The following is a 15862-nucleotide window of genomic DNA, read 5'->3' on the forward strand; positions in this document are numbered from 1 at the left end:
CTCAAGCCTCGGGGCCGGACTCGCCGCCCGCGAGCGGGCCCCATTTCTCGATCGCCTGATCGCGGCAGCCGGGCAGCCAGTCGCGCGCCGGGCCGCGTCCGGGGATCACGCAGTCCGGGGCCAGTTCGAGCAGCGGCAGGAGGACGAAGGCACGCTGATGGCAGCGCGGGTGGGGCAGGGTGAGGGCAGGGGCGTCCTGGCGCCACTGATCGTAGAGCAGGATGTCCACGTCGAGGGTGCGCGGCGCGTTGCGGAACTCGCGCGTGCGTCCGTGCTCGTGCTCGATGCGCTGCAAGGCGGCGAACAGTGTCATCGGGGCGAGACCGGTGCACAGCCGCACGACGGCGTTGAAGAACGCCGGCTGATCCGTGTAGCCCAGCGGGGCGCTGCGATAGAGGGAGGACACTCCGCGCAGTTGTACGCCGGGGAGGCGGGCAATGTGTGCCACCGCGCGCCGCAGTTGGTGCTCGGGCGTGTCGAGGTTGCTGCCGAGACCGAGAAAGACATCGTGATCCATGGGGAAGGAAGCCTCCGGGCTATGTTGTGGAACCCTGCGGCGTGGCCCCGCCCCAGCGCGGCAACCGGCCCTGGCACGGTTGGCGCGGGATCGGGACACGCGGCCGGGCCGCTGACGCAGGTGCGGCGCGGGCCCGCCGCTCGTCCGTTCCCGAGCAAGAACGGGGCCCGGCGACCGGCGGCGGGAGTGCAACGATGAACCGCCTCCTGGCCGCGGCGCTCGAACGCTGGCAACTGGCACCCGAGGGTGGGCGGTCGGCGGCGCTGGACGATCTTGCCGTGCGCCACGGCACCCCCCTTTACCTCTATTCCGGAGCGCTTATCGACCGTCAGGTGGCGACCCTGCGTGCCGAGTTGCCGCCCGGTCTGGCCCTGCTTTACGCGGTCAAGGCCAACCCGCACCCCGCAGTGCTGCGCCGCCTGGCATCGCAGGTCGACGGTTGCGACGTGACCTCCGCCGCCGAAATGGCGCTCGCGCAGCAGGCGGGCGTCGCCGGCACCGCCCTGAGCTTCGCCGGCCCCGGCAAGAGCGACGCCGAACTCGTCGCGGCGATTGCCGCCGATGCCCTGGTCGTGGTCGAGTCGCTGGCCGAGGCACGCCGCCTGGCGGCGCTTGTGGATAGGGGCGCGCGACCGCGGGTGGCGCTGCGCATCAACCCGCCGTTCACCCTCGCCGCGGAGGCCCGCATGGGCGGTGGCCCGCGCAAGTTCGGCGTGGACAGCGAAGACGCCCCGGCTGTGCTCGCCGCGATCGGGGCGCTGCCGCTGGCCTTCGAAGGCTTCCACGTCTATGCCGGTTCGCGCTGCCTCGACGCGCTGGCGCTGGTCGAGGCCCAACGCGCCACCTTGCAACTCGCCTGCGCACTCGCTCCCCATGCGCCGGCGCCGGTGCGCGTGCTCAATCTCGGTGGCGGGCTGGGGATTCCGTGCTTCGCGGGCGAGACGCCGCTCGCCCTGGCGACCCTCGGCGACGCCCTGCGCGCACTCGCCGGCGCGGCGGCACGAAAGCTTCCCGGCGCGCGCCTGACCCTCGAACTGGGCCGTTACCTGGTCGGCGAGGCGGGCGTGTACCTGACCCGGGTGGTGGAGCGCAAGCAATCGCGCGGGCGCGTCTTTCTCATCGTTGACGGGGGCGCCCACCATCACTGGCAGGCCACCGGCGCCCTCGAGGGCCGTCGCCACCTGCACTTTCCCCTCGCCGTCCTCGGCGCCGGCGGGCGCGCCGTGGAGCGGGTGACCGTCGCCGGCCCGCTGTGCGCGCCCCACGATACCTGGGCGGAAGACATCCTGCTGCCGGTGGCGGCGCCGGGCGATCTGGTGGCGGTGTTCCAGTCCGGCGCTTACGGCGCGAGCGCAAGCCCCCAGGGCTTTCTCGGCAAGCCGCCAGCCACCGAGTTACTCACCGAATGGCCCGCCGTTGCCGGGCCGGTCTTGCACCCCCCCATCAAGGACAACAACCATGCTTGACGAATACACCCCCGAACCCGCACGGATGGCGGGACCCGGCCCCCGAGGCGGTCGCCGGCCGGTCAAGTCGGCCAAGCTTGCCAAGGCCGCGAAGCTTACCGGGGCCGCAGAGCCGACGACCACGGCCGACGGGCGCCCGACCCGCAAGGAGGCCGAGGCCGCGGTGCGCACCTTGCTGCGCTGGGCAGGCGACGATCCCGAGCGCGAAGGCCTGCGCGACACGCCGGCACGCGTGGCGCGTGCCTACGAGGAGTTCTTCGCCGGCTACGAGGTCGATCCGGCCGTGCTGCTGGCCCGCACCTTCGAGGAGGTCGACGGCTACGACGAGATGATCGTGCTGCGCGACGTGCCCTTCGAGAGCCATTGCGAGCACCACATGGTGCCCATCATCGGCCGCGCCCACGTGGCCTACCTGCCGCATCACCGGGTCGTGGGCATCTCCAAGCTCGCGCGCCTGGTGGACGCCTATGCCAGGCGATTGCAGATTCAGGAGAAGATGACGGTGCAGATCGCCGACACCCTGCAGGCGGTGCTCCAGCCCAAGGGGGTGGCGGTGGTGATCGAGGCCAGCCACCAGTGCATGACCACCCGCGGCGTGCACAAGGCGGGGGGCGCGATGGTCACCAGTCGCCTGCTCGGCGCCTTCCGCGACGATCCCACCACACGCCGCGAGTTCTTCGCCCTCATCGCCAGCGGCGGCAACGCCCCGGGGCTGCGCTGAGGGCGATGGTGTGGTCGGCACTCACCGCGGTGCGGCCGTTCCGCCGCGCTCGCCGGTGACCGTGATCGGCTGGCCGGCCGCATCGAGCAGGGGCACGCCGTAGCCGGCAAGAATCTCCTGGATGCGGGCGCGGTGCTGGTCGATCAGCTGCTGGACCCGATTCTTCCATTCCGCCTCGCCAAAGCGCACGCCCATGGCGATCTCGTAATCGAACTTGATCGCGGGCTCCGGCAGAAAGGGCACGACCACCAGCCGCCGGCCCGGATCGCGGCCCGCGAAGTAGCCGGCGATCGGCCCCCACACGAAGGCGACATCGATCTTGCCGTCGAGCAGGTCCTTCTCGACGATCTCGCCCGGGTACTGCTCGGGGTCGCCGGTCTGCGGACGGTAGGGCACCATCTGCGCCAGCAGGCGATGGCGAAGCAGCCAGTCCACCGGCGGGGTCTGGCCGAACGCGCCGAACCGGAGCGCCTTGCGCCGGTCTGCCGGCAGGGCGAGCAGGTCGTCCGGCCGATGGACCTCGTCGAGTCCCTTGCCGCGCACATAGACCAGGGCCCAGGTCGAACGGTAGTAGGGTCGGGTCGTCGCCGCCAGTTCGAAGCCCGCCGGCAGCCCCATCACCAGGTCGCACTTGTAGTCCTCACCGCCGTCGACGCGTGCCCGCAGGGTGTTGCGGATGAAACCCATGCGCTGCGGATACCAGGTGTACTCGAGTCGCCAGCCCAGCTCGCGGGCGAACAGTTCGGCGATCCGGTTCTCGAAGCCCTCGCCGTTGCGGTGCGACAAGGGCAGATTGTTCGGGTCGGCGCACACGCGCAGGACGCCTTCCGCCGCGGCGCCGGGAAGCGGCACCGCAACGGCGGCGAGTGCGGTCGTCATGGCGATCGCGAGCCAGTGGTGGCGCGCTGCGTGCATGTCATTTTCCGGGCGCGGGGGCGGGTTGCGGTGCAGTCTCCGCTTGCAACGCCTCCAGGCGGCCGGGCGCGATCGCGCCGTCGGAGCGCCCCTTGAGGAAGCCGTACAGGCCGTCGATGTTGGTCGTCACCATCTCACTGCCTTCGAAGTTGGGCATGCCCTTGTCGAGCCGGCCCTTGAGGACGACGGTCTTGAACTCCTCCTTGCTCAGCCGCTTCAGGCTCTCCACCAGCGATGGGCCGACCATGCCCTGCTGATCCTTGCCGTGACAGCGCTCGCAGGCCAGGGCACGCCAAGTGCGCCAACCGCTCAGGGTCTGCGCGTCCACCCTGGTGCCATCGACGACCTGGTATGGCGCCTCCTGCTCACCGGCGGCGGGCGCCACACCGGCGTGCGCGCTGACTGCGAACAGGGTGGCCGCCAGCACGGGCAACAGCGTCACGGCCGTCCACCTTCCGTGGCGCGCGCCTGGAACCGACGCCCGATACCGGGTCCTGCAACCATGCCGGTGCGCGGCCGATCGTCCCGGCGCGCTCATGGCAGTTCGAATACCGTCAGCACGCCGCCCAGTTCGGTGTAGTCCTTGAGTTCGCGGTAGCCGCCCACGGCGCCGAGCCCGTCGGTGTCCTTCTCCAGCCCGGCGGCCATGCCGATCCCAGCCCAGCCGCCGATCCCGGACAGCACGCCGATGTACTGCTTGCCCTTGTGCTCCCAGGTATTGACGTTGCCGATGATGCCGGACGGAGTCTTGAACTTGAACAACTCCTTGTTGATGTCCTTGGCATCGACACACTTCAGATAGCCTTCGAGCGTGCCGTAACAGGCGATGCCGCCGGCGGTGGTCAGCACGCCGCTCCACACCGAGAACTTCTCGGCCTTGGATTGCACGATCTTGCCCGTCCCCGCATCCCAGGTGACGAAGTTGCCCATGCCGCCGTGGCTGCCGGGGGCCGGGTACATCGACAGGGTGGCGCCGACGTAGGGCTGGCCGGCGGTGTATTCGACCTGGAACGGCTCATAGTCCATGCACACGTGGTTGGTCGGCACGTAGAACAGGCCGGTCTGCGGATTGAATGAGGCCGGTTGCTGGTCCTTGGTGCCGAGCGCCGCCGGGCAGACGCCCTTGGTGTTGACGTCCTCGCCCTGGGCCTCGGTCGAGTACTTGGCCACGACTTGCGGCCGGCCGGTCTTCATGTCGACATGGGTCGCCCAGTTCACGACCGGATCGTACTTCTCTGCCACCAGCAGGGCGCCGGTCACGCGATCCAGGGTGTAGGCGAAGCCATTGCGGTCGAAGTGCACCAGAGCCTTGGTGTCCTTGCCCTTGACCTTGATGTCGGCGAGGATCATTTCATTGACACCGTCGAAGTCCCATTCGTCATGAGGCGTCATCTGGTAGGCCCACTTGGCCATGCCGGTGTCGAGGTCGCGGGCGAAGATGGTCATCGACCAGCGGTTGTCCCCCGGGCGCTGCTTCGGGTTCCAGGTGCTCGGGTTGCCGGTGCCGTAGTACACCAGGTTGAGTTCCGGATCGTAGCTGTACCAGCCCCAGGTGGTGCCGCCGCCGATCTTCCACTGATCGCCCTGCCAAGTCTTCAGCGATGAATCCTTGCCCACCGGTGCGAGCTTGCCGTCGGCCCAGGTCATGGTCTTGTCGGGGTCCATCAGCATCTCGGCGTCGGGGCCGGTGCTATAGGCTTTCCACACCTGCTTGCCGGTGTTGATGTCGTAGGCCGCCAGAAAACCGCGCACACCGAACTCGCCGCCGGAGATGCCGGTGATCACCTTGTCCTTGAAGACGTGGGGCGCGTTGGTGTTGGTCTCGCCGACCTTGGGGTCACCGTTGGTGACCTTCCACAGCTCCTTGCCGGTCTTGGCATCGAGTGCCACCAGATTGGTGTCGGCCTGTTGCAGGAAGATCTTTCCTTCCGCATAGGCCACCCCGCGGTTCACCGTGTCGCAGCACATGACCGGAATCACGGCCTGCTCCTGCCGCGGTTCGTGCTTCCACAGGATCTTCTGGGTGCCGAGATCGAGCGCGAACACCTTGTTCGGGAACGGGGAATGCACGTAGAGCGTGTCGCCGATCACCAGCGGGCCGCCCTCGTGCCCGCGCAGGACACCGGTGGAGAAGGTCCACGCCACGCGCAGGTCCTTGACGTTGTCCTTGTTGATGTGGTCCAGGGCGCTATAGCGCTGGTTGGCAAAATCGCCGGCCTGCATCGCCCAGTTCTTCGCGTCCTTGGTCAGCTTGGCCACGTCGTCGTTGGCCTGGGACATGGCCGGCACGGCCAGGCAGGCGAGCGCCAGCGGCCAGTGGATGAGTGGTGTGTGGATTTTCACGGGTTTACCCTCCTCGTCTTCGCGGTTCGCTGCACTGATCGTGCGCGTAGAACGTCGTCGAGCCCCATGCTTATTGGTCGGACACCCCGTTGTAGTGCATTGCTCGGCGGCCAGACAGTCTCAATCTAGCAGATCGCGGGAGCGGTTCAAGCGAGCGCCCGCAGGGCATGCCGGAGGCGCATGATCACGTCGTCCTGCGGGGCTGCGGAGTATGTCGTGTGCATTTTCCGGGCGGCATTCTAGCGGCCGACCGCGCAGCGCTGTTTCGCCGCATCGTGGACGGCGCGAAAGCGTTTGGCGAGAGCCTTCATGGATTCGGGATCGCGGAACACGGCGGCGCGCTCGCCGCCCATGCCTTGGTAGCGGGCCACGGCAGAGGCCTCGACATATTCGTCATACGGCAACTCGTCGGCAATGGCGTCGATGACGCACGAACACTTGTAGAGGTATTCGTGACTGCCACCGTTGGCCTTCATGCATTCCAGCACGTACTCCACCCGATCCACGGTCGGGAAGGACGCGGCGTGGACGCTGCCGGCGAGCAGGCTGCACACCACGACGCGCAGCGTGTGAGCGATGAAGCGATGCATGGGCGTCTCCATTTTGTAGATTCACGACGAATTCGTCGCCGCGCACCCGCAGGCGCGGTTCGTCGGCCGGTCGGTCATTTGCGCGTCAACAGGAAACTGCCGGGCTGGGTCGCGGCGCCCGCAGGATCGCCACTCCAGATGGTCGCCAGATCGGGCCACGGCAGCCGTGCGAGGATGCGCGTGCCGCCGCTCGCCGACGCTTCGACGAACAGTTCGCCGCGGTGTGCCGCCACCCGTTCGCGCATTCCGGCAAGTCCGTAGCGCTCGCTGCGCAGGGTTGGGTCGAAACCGCGCCCGTCGTCGCTGACCGCCAGACGCAGGCCGTCCTCATCGCAGGTGAGGTCTACCGCCACGTGGGTCGCCTCGGCGTGACGGGCGACGTTGGTGAGACTCTCCTGCAGCAGGCGCAGTACGGTGAGGCAGAAGTCCTCGCCGAGCGGGCGGTCGACCGGATCGAGGCGCGCGCCGAGGGTGACCGCCGGATAGAGTCCGGCCCAGTGCCGGCAATACTGGTCGAGTGCCTCGCCCAGGCGCCCCGCAGGCAAGGCGTCGGGACGGCGCAGGCGATTCAGGATGGTACGCACGCCGTCCTGCATCTGGCCGGTCATGGCGAGGATGGCCTGGGCGCTGCCATGCAGGGTGGGCTGGTCGGCGCTGCGCTGGGCGATGGCGCCGGCGATGGCGCGCACCGCAGTGACCGCCTGGCCCAGTTCGTCGTGCAATTCGCGGGCGAGCTGGCGGCGCTCTTCTTCCAGGCGAGCGTTGAGTGCGCGGGCGAAGACCTGGTCGGATTCCAGACGGGCGTTTTGCAGCAAGCTGCGGTCGAGTTGTTCGGCGAGCCGGTTGTAGCTGTCGGCGAGGCCGTCGAGTTCGGCCACGCCGTGGCGCGGCAGGCGGGTGTCGAAACTGCCGTCGGCGCCGCGCGCGAGTGCGGTGTCGAGCGCGGCGAGCGGGGCGAGGGTGCGGTCGATGGCACGTCGTACCCCGAGCCACAGCAGCGCCAGCAGGCCGAATGCCCAGCCGCCGATCAGCAGCAATTCATCCCAGGCGTCGAGCACGGCACGCGACACGTCGGGGCGTAGCACCAGCACGTACGCCCCGGCGGGCAGGTGGCGTTCGACGACGGTGGGCGCGATCAATGCGGCGAACCAGCGCGGCGCCTCGCGTCCGGCCTTGTAGGTGGGCGCGGGTGAGCGGTAGTGCAGGACGCCGTCGGTACCGACCACTTCCAGCACGTTGGCGCGCAGGCGGCCCACTGCCCGCAACCGGGCGCTGAGGCGCATCGGATCGGCGTCGGCCTCGGCGGCGAGCACCTGCAGCCACTGTTCGGCGACACGGGTGGCGGCCTCGACTTCCTCGTGGATCGCGGCGCGCGTGGCACGCCCCCAGCCGAAACTGGAGAGCAGCAGCAGGAGCGCCGCCACCGCGGTCACGAGGAGGCCGATACGGTCGTGAAGGCGGGCGGTTCGGCGCATGGTCGGGACTCCTTCAGTTTCAGTGCGCCGGCTGCGCCTGGATGCCCAGGCGGCGCATCTTTTCCACCATCTCGCGGTCGTTTTCGCGGTGGACGAAGACAATCGAACGGGCAAACTTCGACTGTCCCGTTCCATGGTGGAGATCATATGCTCCCGATTCCCATCCTGTCAGCTTGGTTGCCGACGCGGGGGGCGTCAAGCCCCGGATGGAGCCGTGATGTCGAATCCTCCCCGCCGCACGGAGTGGCTCCTGGTCACGGAAACCGGACGTCAGCGCGTGCGGCCGGCGAATTCCTTGCGCACTTCGATGAAGACCGGCCCCCACATCGGGTGTCCGGCTTCGGCCTTGTCGAGCTCGAAATTCGGGTCGATCCGGAGCGCCTCGCGGAATTCGCTCCGGCATCTGGCGGCTTTGCCGGTCGAGCACAGGATGAAGGCGAGATACTTACGGGCCCGGACGATCTCGGCCGCGGTTCGCAGACCGAGGTCGAGGGCGCGGCTCAGTTCGGCCGTCGACGCGTCATAGCGGCCGCTCTCGTACAGCAGGACGCCGCTGTTCAGGGCTGCCGCCGCTTCGCCGAATTGCGTCGGTGCCCGTTCGGCAATTGGCACCGGCTCATAAGGCAGACCGCTCACGCAGCCGGCGAAGAGCAGGCTCGACAGCAGGATGGCAATGCTGGCGACGCCGCCATGTGGGGATCGAACCGGACCGGGTTTCACTGGAAGCGGTGCCTGATGCTGATGGACTTGGCGGATTCTATCTTCACCCTCTCGACCCGGGGCGGGAAATCCGCGTTGCGGATCTCGATCCGGTAGGTGCCCGGTGGCAGTTCGAGTGCGCGCAGTGGCGGCGTGACCCCCCGCTTGCGGCCGTTCACGTACACCTCGCCCCAGGGCAGTACGCTGAGACCGAGCGTGCCGCGGGCAGGTGCAGGCGGGCTCTTCGGCGACGGCTCCGGCGGCGCGGCATCCGCGACCGCAGGCTCGGGCTCGGGCGCGGTCGTCGGCGGGGGCGGCGCGTCCGCGTCGGACGGGAGCGGATCAAGCTCCACGGCAGGGTCAGCCAAGACCGGGTCCGCGCCCGGTTCCGTGGGCGATTCCACCACCGTCAGTTCCGGCTCGGTGACCCCTGACTCGGCCGTGGCCGGGGCCGGGGCCGAGGCGACCGCGGCCGGCGGGGGTGCAGCGGGCGCGACAGCGTCGCCGCCGTCATCGAGTCGGCTCAGCACGATGAGCAGCGCGATCGCGGCACCGCCGACCAGCAGGATTCCGGGTCGCAGGAACGGCCTTGCCCGTTTCCGTTCGGCGCTCGAGGGCGGGCCTCCCGGTCGTGGATCGAGGTCGGGAACGGGTTTGGCGGCGTCGCCGGTCACACCGGGTAGCTCGCTCCGCGCGTCGCTCGCCCCGCGGTTTTCGGTCAGCATGCGACGGATCGGCGCGAGCGCGCGACTCATCTCGCGCGCGCTCGCGAAGCGTGCGGCGGGCTCCCTGGCGAGTGCCTGCATGACGACCCGGTCGAGTTCGGGGGGGACGTCGGGGTTCAGCGTGGCGGGCGAGGGCGGGTCGAGATGCAGGATGTTGTGGGTCACCGCGGCCATGCTGTCGCCGGCGAACGGACTTTTGCCGGTCAGCAACTCGTACAGGGTGACACCGAGCGCAAAGAGGTCGGTGCGCGCATCGACCGGACCGCTGGTCACCTGTTCCGGCGCCATGTGGCTCGGCGATCCGAGCATCAGGTCGTCCAGCTCCTTGCCGGCATCGACCGCCAGCGCGATGCCGAAGTCCATGATCTTCACCATGCCGTTGCGGGCAAGCATGATGTTTGCCGGCTTGATGTCGCGATGCACGATGCCCTGCTGGTGCGCGTAGTCAAGTCCGCGCAGGACCAGCATCGCGACGTCGATGACCTTGTGCAGGGGGACGACGATGCCGCTGTCGAGACTGTCGCGCAGGGTCAGCCCGGGCAGGAGTTCCATCGCGATGTAAGGGGTGCCATCGCTGTCCTCGCCGACATCGTGGATGGTGACGATGTTGGGGTGATTGAGTCTGCCGGCCGCCTTCGCCTCGCGAAAGAAGCGCTCGCGGAAGTCCGCCTGGCTTGTCTGGCGCGGGTCGAGTGCGAGTACCTTGAGCGCGACATTGCGCTCGATCAGCGGATCCTCGGCGCAGTAAACGGTACCCATCGCGCCGCGACCGAGTTCGGTGGAGATGACATAGCGGCCCATCGTGCGCCGATGGGCGGCGGAAGCTTCAGGCACGGATACGGGCGAAACCATCGTTGCGATCCGGGAACGGGTGAGCGTCAGGGAGAAGGTATCACAAGCGCGACTGGCCGGTTCAGTGGCGCGCCGCGGGACGGGAGGCCGGTCGGCTCCCCGCTCGGGACCGAACACTTCCTTTGTCACCGTCATTATGAGGCCACCTGCAGGACGGCGACCCGCACCTGCCACCATTCCCGTTCAGCTGTCGGCACGGCTGCCGGACGCCAGTTCGATGCGATTGCCACCGCCGTTCTTGGCGACATACATGGCCTTGTCTGCCTGCTCGAGCAATCCGCCGGGTTCCTCCCCGTGCTCGGGGTACAGCGCAACGCCGATGCTGGGGATCATCATCAGACTGTGCTCGCGGAGCTGGAACGGCTGATTGAGCCTGCCGCGAATCTTTTCCGCAATGGCGAGCGCATTGTCCACCCGCTCGACACTTTCCAGCAGGACCACGAATTCATCACCGCCGATGCGCGATACCGTGTCCGACGCACGTACGCACTGCCCCAGCCGGTCGGCGACCGCCTGCAACAGCAGGTCGCCGGTGCCATGGCCAAAGCTGTCGTTGACCTGCTTGAACTTGTCGAGGTCCAGGTAAAGCAGTGCAACCAGGCCCTGTTCACGGCGAGCCCGGATCAGCGCCCGGTCGAGGCGCTCGTGCAGCAAGGTTCGGTTGGGCAGTCCCGTGAGCTGGTCGTAGTGGGACAGGAACTGCAGATGCGTTTGCATCTGGATGCGTTGGATGGCCGCCGCGATCTGGGTCGATACGAACTGCAGCAACTCTTTGTTTCTGGCCGTATAGCGCGGTAGCGTGGTGTTGCTCTGAATCACCAGCGCGCCAAAGGTGGTCTGCTGGGCAAGCAGCGGGACGCCCAGCCAGTTCAACGACTTCCCGTGCAGTGTCGGCAACACGGTCAGGCGCTCGGCAGTGCTGTCGGGGGTCAGCAGCACGGGCTCCCCCGAGGCGATGATCTCCGCGCTGATTGCCCTGGCGGCGGGCGATGGCAGGGCGCAGGCCGGGGTGTCGCGGTCGGAATGGTAGGGAAAGCTCAGTGCGCCGCTCTGTCGATCCCGCAGGGCGACGCAAAACAGGCTGACCGGCAGCAGTGCGGCGACGATCCGGTGGATCTGTCCGAGCAGCGAGCCCAGATCCTCGGCGCCGTAGGCAGCCTCGGAGATGGCGTAGACCGCGGCCTGCATGGCTTCGTCATGTTTGCGCTCGGTGATGTCATGGGCGACCGCAACACGCAGTTGTTCGTCGGCCCACCAGTTGGCCGACCACATGATGTGCACGATCTGGCCATCCTTGCGCAGGTAGCGGTTCTCGAAGTGGTTTTTTCGCTGTCCGGTCATGACTTCCCTGGCGATCGCCAGCGTGGCCTCGCGGTCGTCCGGATGGACCAGATCGATCATCGGCGTGCCGATCAGTTCGGCAGGGGTGTAGCCGAAAATCCTCTCGCTGGCAGCGCTGACATAGACGAACTGACCCTCGGTGTCGACGACGCAAATGGCGTCGAGCAGCAGATCCATGACTTTGGGCGACGGTGAAAACAACTCGGCTACCTTCTAAACAGGACGTGTGGTGGCGGATGCCCGGCTCCAGACATGGTCCAGCGGGCATTCTGCGTCACATAGCGTAGTCGAAGCGGGCCCGTAGCGGGCAAGTCCTGTCGTCGACGTGTCGTGTGCGCCGAACCATGGGAACCTCGGGTGGCTCGGGCCGGTGCGCGTGTCTGGGGCGGGTCGGGCCGGGATTGTGGTGACGTGGGGCCAACCGATGTGGCTCGTCCGCCCCGGATTCCGGCCCGACCGTGTCCGCTGCCGTGCGCTAGGCGGCCCGTGTGGGGTGAAACAGATTCAGGATCGATCTGAACGTCGCGGCACGTGTCTGCGGATTGTATGAGGCAAACAGGGCGGCCTGCTTCTTCGGATCGGCTGCCTTCGCGGTGAGCGCCTCCCGTTCTGCGAGGATCTCCGCGGCCATCCGTTCGGTCACGAAAAGGAACGGGATCGCGGTAAACAGTCCATCGGCACGGCGGGCATGGAAGCGCGGTGCCGGCTGGTCGATAGCCTGATCGTTTCGAGTTCTCATGGCGTCACCTCCATTGATGACTGTCGAGATCCCACTGTGCCGGAAACCGGCGCACCCGACTGTGGCTTTGCACACATTGTCGGCGGGTCAGCCGGTGCAGCGCGGGGCATTTCGACGGGCGCACCCCGGGTGTGGTCGTCCGCCCGCACCGGGCGCCGCCGATGGCAAAGAACTACTATGATGACGAGGAGCTGGCAGTCTTCCGTCCGACCAGGGCCGCGTTACCTTGCGGACAGACCTCGTCGAGGGATCCGGCGATGCTTGGCCGGATTGCTGCCTGCTCAGTGTCACCACAACCTCGGGGGGCGCCGCATCGTGGAATTCAGGGATTACTACCAGACGCTCGGTGTGGACAGAACCGCGAGCGCGGACGAGATCAGGAAGGCCTACCGCAAGCTGGCGCGCAAATACCACCCCGATGTGAGCAAGGAGGCGGATGCGGAGATTCGCATGAAGGAGGTCAACGAGGCCAATGCGGTGCTGTCCGATGTCGAGAAGCGCGCAGCCTATGACCAGTTGGGCGGCCGTTACCGGGCCGGGCAGGAGTTCCAGCCGCCACCGGACTGGGATGCGGGCTTCGAGTTTTCGGGCGGCGGGTTCTCCGCCGCCGACATGGGCGACAGCAGTGACTTCTTTGCCAGCCTGTTCGGACGCGCCGGGCGTGCCGGCAAGTCGGAGGCCTTCCGGATGCATGGCGAGGATCACCACGCCAAGGTGCTCATCGACCTCGCGGACGCCTATCAGGGAGCCGCGCGCGAGATCACCTTGCGCGTTCCCCGGATGGATGAACAGGGCCGCGTCGCGCTCCGCGAGCACGTGCTCAACGTGCGCATTCCGTCTGGGGTCAAAGCGGGCCAGCACATCCGGCTGGCAGGTCAGGGCGGTCCCGGCCTCGGCGGCGGCACCGCGGGGGATCTCTACCTGGAGATCCACTTTCGCCCCGACCCCCGTTATCGCGTGGACGGGAGGGACGTCTACGAAACCGTGCCGGTGACGCCATGGGAGGCTGCCCTGGGAGCGGCGATCGAAACCCCCACACCGTCCGGTCCGGTGCAGGTGAAGGTGCCGGCCGGATCGCAGACCGGGCGCAAGCTGCGTCTGAAAGCGCGCGGCATTCCCGGTAAGCCTCCCGGCGATCTGTATGTCGTACTCGAGGTGGTGCTCCCGCCCGCCGATTCCGATGCCGCCCGGCAGATCTATGAAACGATGGCGCGGGAACTGGCCTTCGACCCGCGCCGCACCATGGGGGCTTGAGTCATGACCCGAGACGACATCCTGACCGGCGAACTGCTAGACGACATCACCCTGAGCCTGGACGAGCTGGCGCGGGCCTGCGCGATCGAGCCGCAGTGGATCGTGGAGCGGGTCGAGGCCGGCATTCTGTGTAGCTCGCTCGCCGGCGAACCCGCATGCTGGACCTTCGTCAGCGCCGACCTGGCGCGTGTCCGCCAGCTGGTGGCCGTGGAGCGCGATTTCGATGCCAACCCGGAGCTTGCCGCGCTGGTGGTGGATCTGCTCGAAGAGGTGCGCGCGCTTCGCAGCCGACTCGAGGCGGCCGGCCTGTAGGTGCTCCCGGTCCGGTGGCAGCGCCGTCGCACGCGCCGCCTTCACGCTCAGGTGCGCGTGTTTTTCACCTGAGCGCGGCGTCGAGTTGGTCCACCAGCTCGGCCCAGTCGGCGTCCCGCAGCAGCTCTTCGCGGATGAAGCTGGCCTGACCGGGATTCCAGAACGGTGCGTCCGCCAGCTCGAACTCGGGCGCGAGCGGGCGGTGGGCCTCGATGAAGCGCTTGATTGCCTCGGTGTCGCTCGGCAGCCCGAGTTGCGCGAACAGGTCGGTGAATGCGTGTACGGGTGTTTGCATGGCGATCTCCGACAATGGCATGAACAGACGCCGCGGGCGCGAGAGCGGACAGGGTGCCGCTACTTGAACCGGGCGCCCGGGCACTCGGTTCCGCTTCGCGCTCGAACGCCTGCAGCATGCGCCACCTTGCGTTCGTTGGCCACACGGGGCGTGACCATGATGTTATAGGTCATGATTGCGCGGATGTCTTCGCGCGGGCCTGCGACCGGCGCATAACGGGCACGGCCGCGGGGCACGGCCCGGGCCCGTTCAGTCCGACGTCACGAACACCGGTGCGAAGCCACCGCCCGGGGTGCGGAAGTTGGTCGTCTGCCCCATGTAGAGGCGCGCCGCGACGAGCTGGATCCGCCCCTCATACACGTAGGCGCGAACATCGAGCTTAAGGTCGCTGTCCTGGCCGTCGATGCTGACCACGCGCTCCGAGGGCAGGGCGATGGCCTGGGCGACATAGCCGCCGGCGACAATGCTCTGCCACACCCGCAGGGTGAGCTTGTCGCCCCGATACGCGGCGCGACTGCCGAATCCGGCAGCGGGTTTGAAGAACAGGGTACGGCGTGCGGCCCACAGGCTGTCGGCAAGCTCGGGGGTGACCTCGACCGTGCGCGGAATGCCGGCCTCCAGTAGCGCGATCGCATCGGCCGGAGCGCCGAGTGCCGCGAGGCGGGCCGGGTCGCTCAGCAACGCCAGATTGCGCTTGTCGGCATAGAGCGCATGGGCTCGCGGATGGGGGGTGAGCACCACGGCGCCGGCCTCGAAGGCGGCGCGCAGCGCGGCGAGTTTCGGCGCTTCGAGGTAGAAATCGGTGAGACGGTTGTAGATCAGATCGATCGCCTGTCCGTCGTGGGTCAGCCGGCCATTGCGCCAGCTCATTCCGGCCGGATCGGCCACGACCGCGTCGATGCCGGCGCTGCGGAACAGGTGCTGGAACAGCAGGAACTCCGGATGGAGATATTGCTGCGCCGGCTCGTCGTCGACGATGGCGATGCGGGTCGGGCGACCGCTGCCGCGTTGCAGCGTCCATTCATCCAGGAACATCTGCAGCCAGACCGCATCGAGGGCGTCCAGGTCGGCGGTGGGGCGCAGATAGGGCTCGACCTCGATGCAGCAGGCCTGCTGGGCGTGGGCCAGGGCGCGATTGAGGAGCGCACCGCCGGCGTTGGTGTTGATCTCGATCAGTTGCGGACCATGCGCGCACAGGTGGAAGTCGAAGCCCATGAACACGCCGCGCGGTCCGGGATCGAGGCGGGCGATCGCCGGTGCCCGACGGAGCGCCTGCTCGCCGAATCCGGGCAGGGCGATGACGGTTTCGGCTGCGGCGACGATGTCGGCCATCGCCTGCAGGGTGGCCGGCGGGATGAATACCGCAGTGGCCGAGAACAGGTGCGGGCGGTTGCGCTCGATCTCCGCGGCAAGTCCGAGCAGTGCAGGCTCGGACTCGAGTTGGCGGCGCAGGCGTTCGACATCGAGGCTGCGACAGTTGCAGTAACGGTTGAGGGCGAGCGCAACCTCGGCTGCGGCGCGCCGCGGTGCGAACAGGTTCGGGGGGGCGATGATCCGGTCCATGAAATTGGCGCGTTACCGATTTCTGATGCATTGACAATAGGGCACGGGCCATCGG

General features: G+C 68.0%; 16 protein-coding genes. 4 read left to right on the forward strand and 12 right to left on the reverse strand.

Going from position 1 to position 15862, the window contains the following annotated elements:
* Nucleotide 1: 1 nt before the first annotated feature.
* Nucleotides 2–517 (reverse strand): 2-amino-4-hydroxy-6-hydroxymethyldihydropteridine diphosphokinase, encoded by a 516-nt coding sequence (folK, locus tag AC3A35_RS03315; RefSeq protein ID WP_487434472.1) that lies wholly within the window; start codon nt 515–517, stop codon nt 2–4.
* 194 nt (nt 518–711) lie between these two features.
* Here folK and AC3A35_RS03320 point away from each other — a divergent pair, with 194 nt between their 5' ends.
* Entirely contained in the window at nt 712–1983 is a 1272-nt protein-coding gene (locus AC3A35_RS03320; RefSeq protein ID WP_487434473.1) for an alanine racemase, read from the forward strand.
* A complete protein-coding gene (gene folE / locus AC3A35_RS03325; RefSeq protein WP_487434474.1) occupies nt 1976–2704 on the forward strand; it encodes a GTP cyclohydrolase I FolE in 729 nt (242 codons plus the stop codon). Before AC3A35_RS03320 ends, folE begins: the two co-directional genes overlap by 8 nt.
* 21 nt (nt 2705–2725) lie before the next feature.
* Here the strand turns inward: folE and AC3A35_RS03330 are convergent, their stop codons facing one another.
* The 9 genes from AC3A35_RS03330 to AC3A35_RS03370 form a co-directional block, all read right to left on the reverse strand.
* The gene (locus AC3A35_RS03330) at nt 2726–3619 is read right to left on the reverse strand and encodes a substrate-binding domain-containing protein (RefSeq protein ID WP_487434475.1); all 894 of its coding nucleotides are present in this window, start codon (nt 3617–3619) and stop codon (nt 2726–2728) included.
* A gap of 1 nt (nt 3620) precedes the next feature.
* Nucleotides 3621–4061, reverse strand: a complete 441-nt coding sequence (locus AC3A35_RS03335) for a c-type cytochrome (protein WP_487434476.1) — start codon at nt 4059–4061, stop codon at nt 3621–3623.
* A gap of 92 nt (nt 4062–4153) precedes the next feature.
* The gene (locus tag AC3A35_RS03340) at nt 4154–5899 is read right to left on the reverse strand and encodes a methanol/ethanol family PQQ-dependent dehydrogenase (protein WP_487434715.1); all 1746 of its coding nucleotides are present in this window, start codon (nt 5897–5899) and stop codon (nt 4154–4156) included.
* A 302-nt stretch (nt 5900–6201) separates the two neighbouring features.
* Nucleotides 6202–6552, reverse strand: a complete 351-nt coding sequence (locus tag AC3A35_RS03345; protein WP_487434477.1) for a hypothetical protein — start codon at nt 6550–6552, stop codon at nt 6202–6204.
* Nucleotides 6553–6626: 74 nt separating this feature from the next.
* The gene (locus AC3A35_RS03350) at nt 6627–8027 is read right to left on the reverse strand and encodes an ATP-binding protein (RefSeq protein WP_487434478.1); all 1401 of its coding nucleotides are present in this window, start codon (nt 8025–8027) and stop codon (nt 6627–6629) included.
* A 270-nt stretch (nt 8028–8297) separates the two neighbouring features.
* Complete coding sequence (locus AC3A35_RS03355; protein ID WP_487434479.1) at nt 8298–8747, reverse strand: TssQ family T6SS-associated lipoprotein; 450 nt, start codon at nt 8745–8747, stop codon at nt 8298–8300.
* Complete coding sequence (locus AC3A35_RS03360; protein WP_487434480.1) at nt 8744–10285, reverse strand: serine/threonine-protein kinase; 1542 nt, start codon at nt 10283–10285, stop codon at nt 8744–8746. The genes AC3A35_RS03355 and AC3A35_RS03360 overlap by 4 nt, the downstream gene beginning before the upstream one ends.
* Nucleotides 10286–10486: 201 nt before the next feature.
* Nucleotides 10487–11845: a sensor domain-containing protein gene (locus AC3A35_RS03365; RefSeq protein ID WP_487434481.1), complete on the reverse strand. Its 1359-nt coding sequence runs from the start codon at nt 11843–11845 to the stop codon at nt 10487–10489.
* A gap of 274 nt (nt 11846–12119) precedes the next feature.
* The gene (locus AC3A35_RS03370; protein ID WP_487434482.1) at nt 12120–12383 is read right to left on the reverse strand and encodes a hypothetical protein; all 264 of its coding nucleotides are present in this window, start codon (nt 12381–12383) and stop codon (nt 12120–12122) included.
* Between the two features lie 315 nt (nt 12384–12698).
* Here AC3A35_RS03370 and AC3A35_RS03375 point away from each other — a divergent pair, with 315 nt between their 5' ends.
* Both AC3A35_RS03375 and AC3A35_RS03380 read left to right on the forward strand, forming a co-directional pair.
* A complete protein-coding gene (locus AC3A35_RS03375) occupies nt 12699–13637 on the forward strand; it encodes a DnaJ C-terminal domain-containing protein (protein WP_487434483.1) in 939 nt (312 codons plus the stop codon).
* Between the two features lie 3 nt (nt 13638–13640).
* Nucleotides 13641–13949 carry a chaperone modulator CbpM gene (locus AC3A35_RS03380; protein ID WP_487434484.1) on the forward strand — a complete coding sequence of 103 codons (309 nt, stop codon included), beginning with the start codon at nt 13641–13643 and terminating at the stop codon, nt 13947–13949.
* A gap of 64 nt (nt 13950–14013) precedes the next feature.
* On the opposite strand, the gene AC3A35_RS03385 is transcribed toward AC3A35_RS03380, so the two are convergent.
* Both AC3A35_RS03385 and AC3A35_RS03390 read right to left on the reverse strand, forming a co-directional pair.
* Nucleotides 14014–14244 (reverse strand): DUF2789 domain-containing protein, encoded by a 231-nt coding sequence (locus tag AC3A35_RS03385; RefSeq protein WP_487434485.1) that lies wholly within the window; start codon nt 14242–14244, stop codon nt 14014–14016.
* Nucleotides 14245–14493: 249 nt separating this feature from the next.
* Nucleotides 14494–15807, reverse strand: a complete 1314-nt coding sequence (locus AC3A35_RS03390; RefSeq protein WP_487434486.1) for a hypothetical protein — start codon at nt 15805–15807, stop codon at nt 14494–14496.
* Nucleotides 15808–15862 lie beyond the last annotated feature (55 nt).

Source organism: Azoarcus sp. Soil_N_20 (assembly GCF_057656155.1).

Bases quoted from the DNA above. Each gene is read 5' to 3' on its own strand.
- AC3A35_RS03390 (WP_487434486.1), bottom strand. From the start codon at position 15,807: ATGGACCGGATCATCGCCCCCCCGAACCTGTTCGCACCGCGGCGCGCC.
- AC3A35_RS03385 (WP_487434485.1), bottom strand. From the start codon at position 14,244: ATGCAAACACCCGTACACGCATTCACCGACCTGTTCGCGCAACTCGGG.
- AC3A35_RS03340 (WP_487434715.1), bottom strand. From the start codon at position 5,899: ATGTCCCAGGCCAACGACGACGTGGCCAAGCTGACCAAGGACGCGAAG.
- folE (WP_487434474.1), top strand. From the start codon at position 1,976: ATGCTTGACGAATACACCCCCGAACCCGCACGGATGGCGGGACCCGGC.
- AC3A35_RS03350 (WP_487434478.1), bottom strand. From the start codon at position 8,027: ATGCGCCGAACCGCCCGCCTTCACGACCGTATCGGCCTCCTCGTGACC.
- AC3A35_RS03330 (WP_487434475.1), bottom strand. From the start codon at position 3,619: ATGCACGCAGCGCGCCACCACTGGCTCGCGATCGCCATGACGACCGCA.
- folK (WP_487434472.1), bottom strand. From the start codon at position 517: ATGGATCACGATGTCTTTCTCGGTCTCGGCAGCAACCTCGACACGCCC.
- AC3A35_RS03345 (WP_487434477.1), bottom strand. From the start codon at position 6,552: ATGCATCGCTTCATCGCTCACACGCTGCGCGTCGTGGTGTGCAGCCTG.
- AC3A35_RS03380 (WP_487434484.1), top strand. From the start codon at position 13,641: ATGACCCGAGACGACATCCTGACCGGCGAACTGCTAGACGACATCACC.
- AC3A35_RS03320 (WP_487434473.1), top strand. From the start codon at position 712: ATGAACCGCCTCCTGGCCGCGGCGCTCGAACGCTGGCAACTGGCACCC.
- AC3A35_RS03370 (WP_487434482.1), bottom strand. From the start codon at position 12,383: ATGAGAACTCGAAACGATCAGGCTATCGACCAGCCGGCACCGCGCTTC.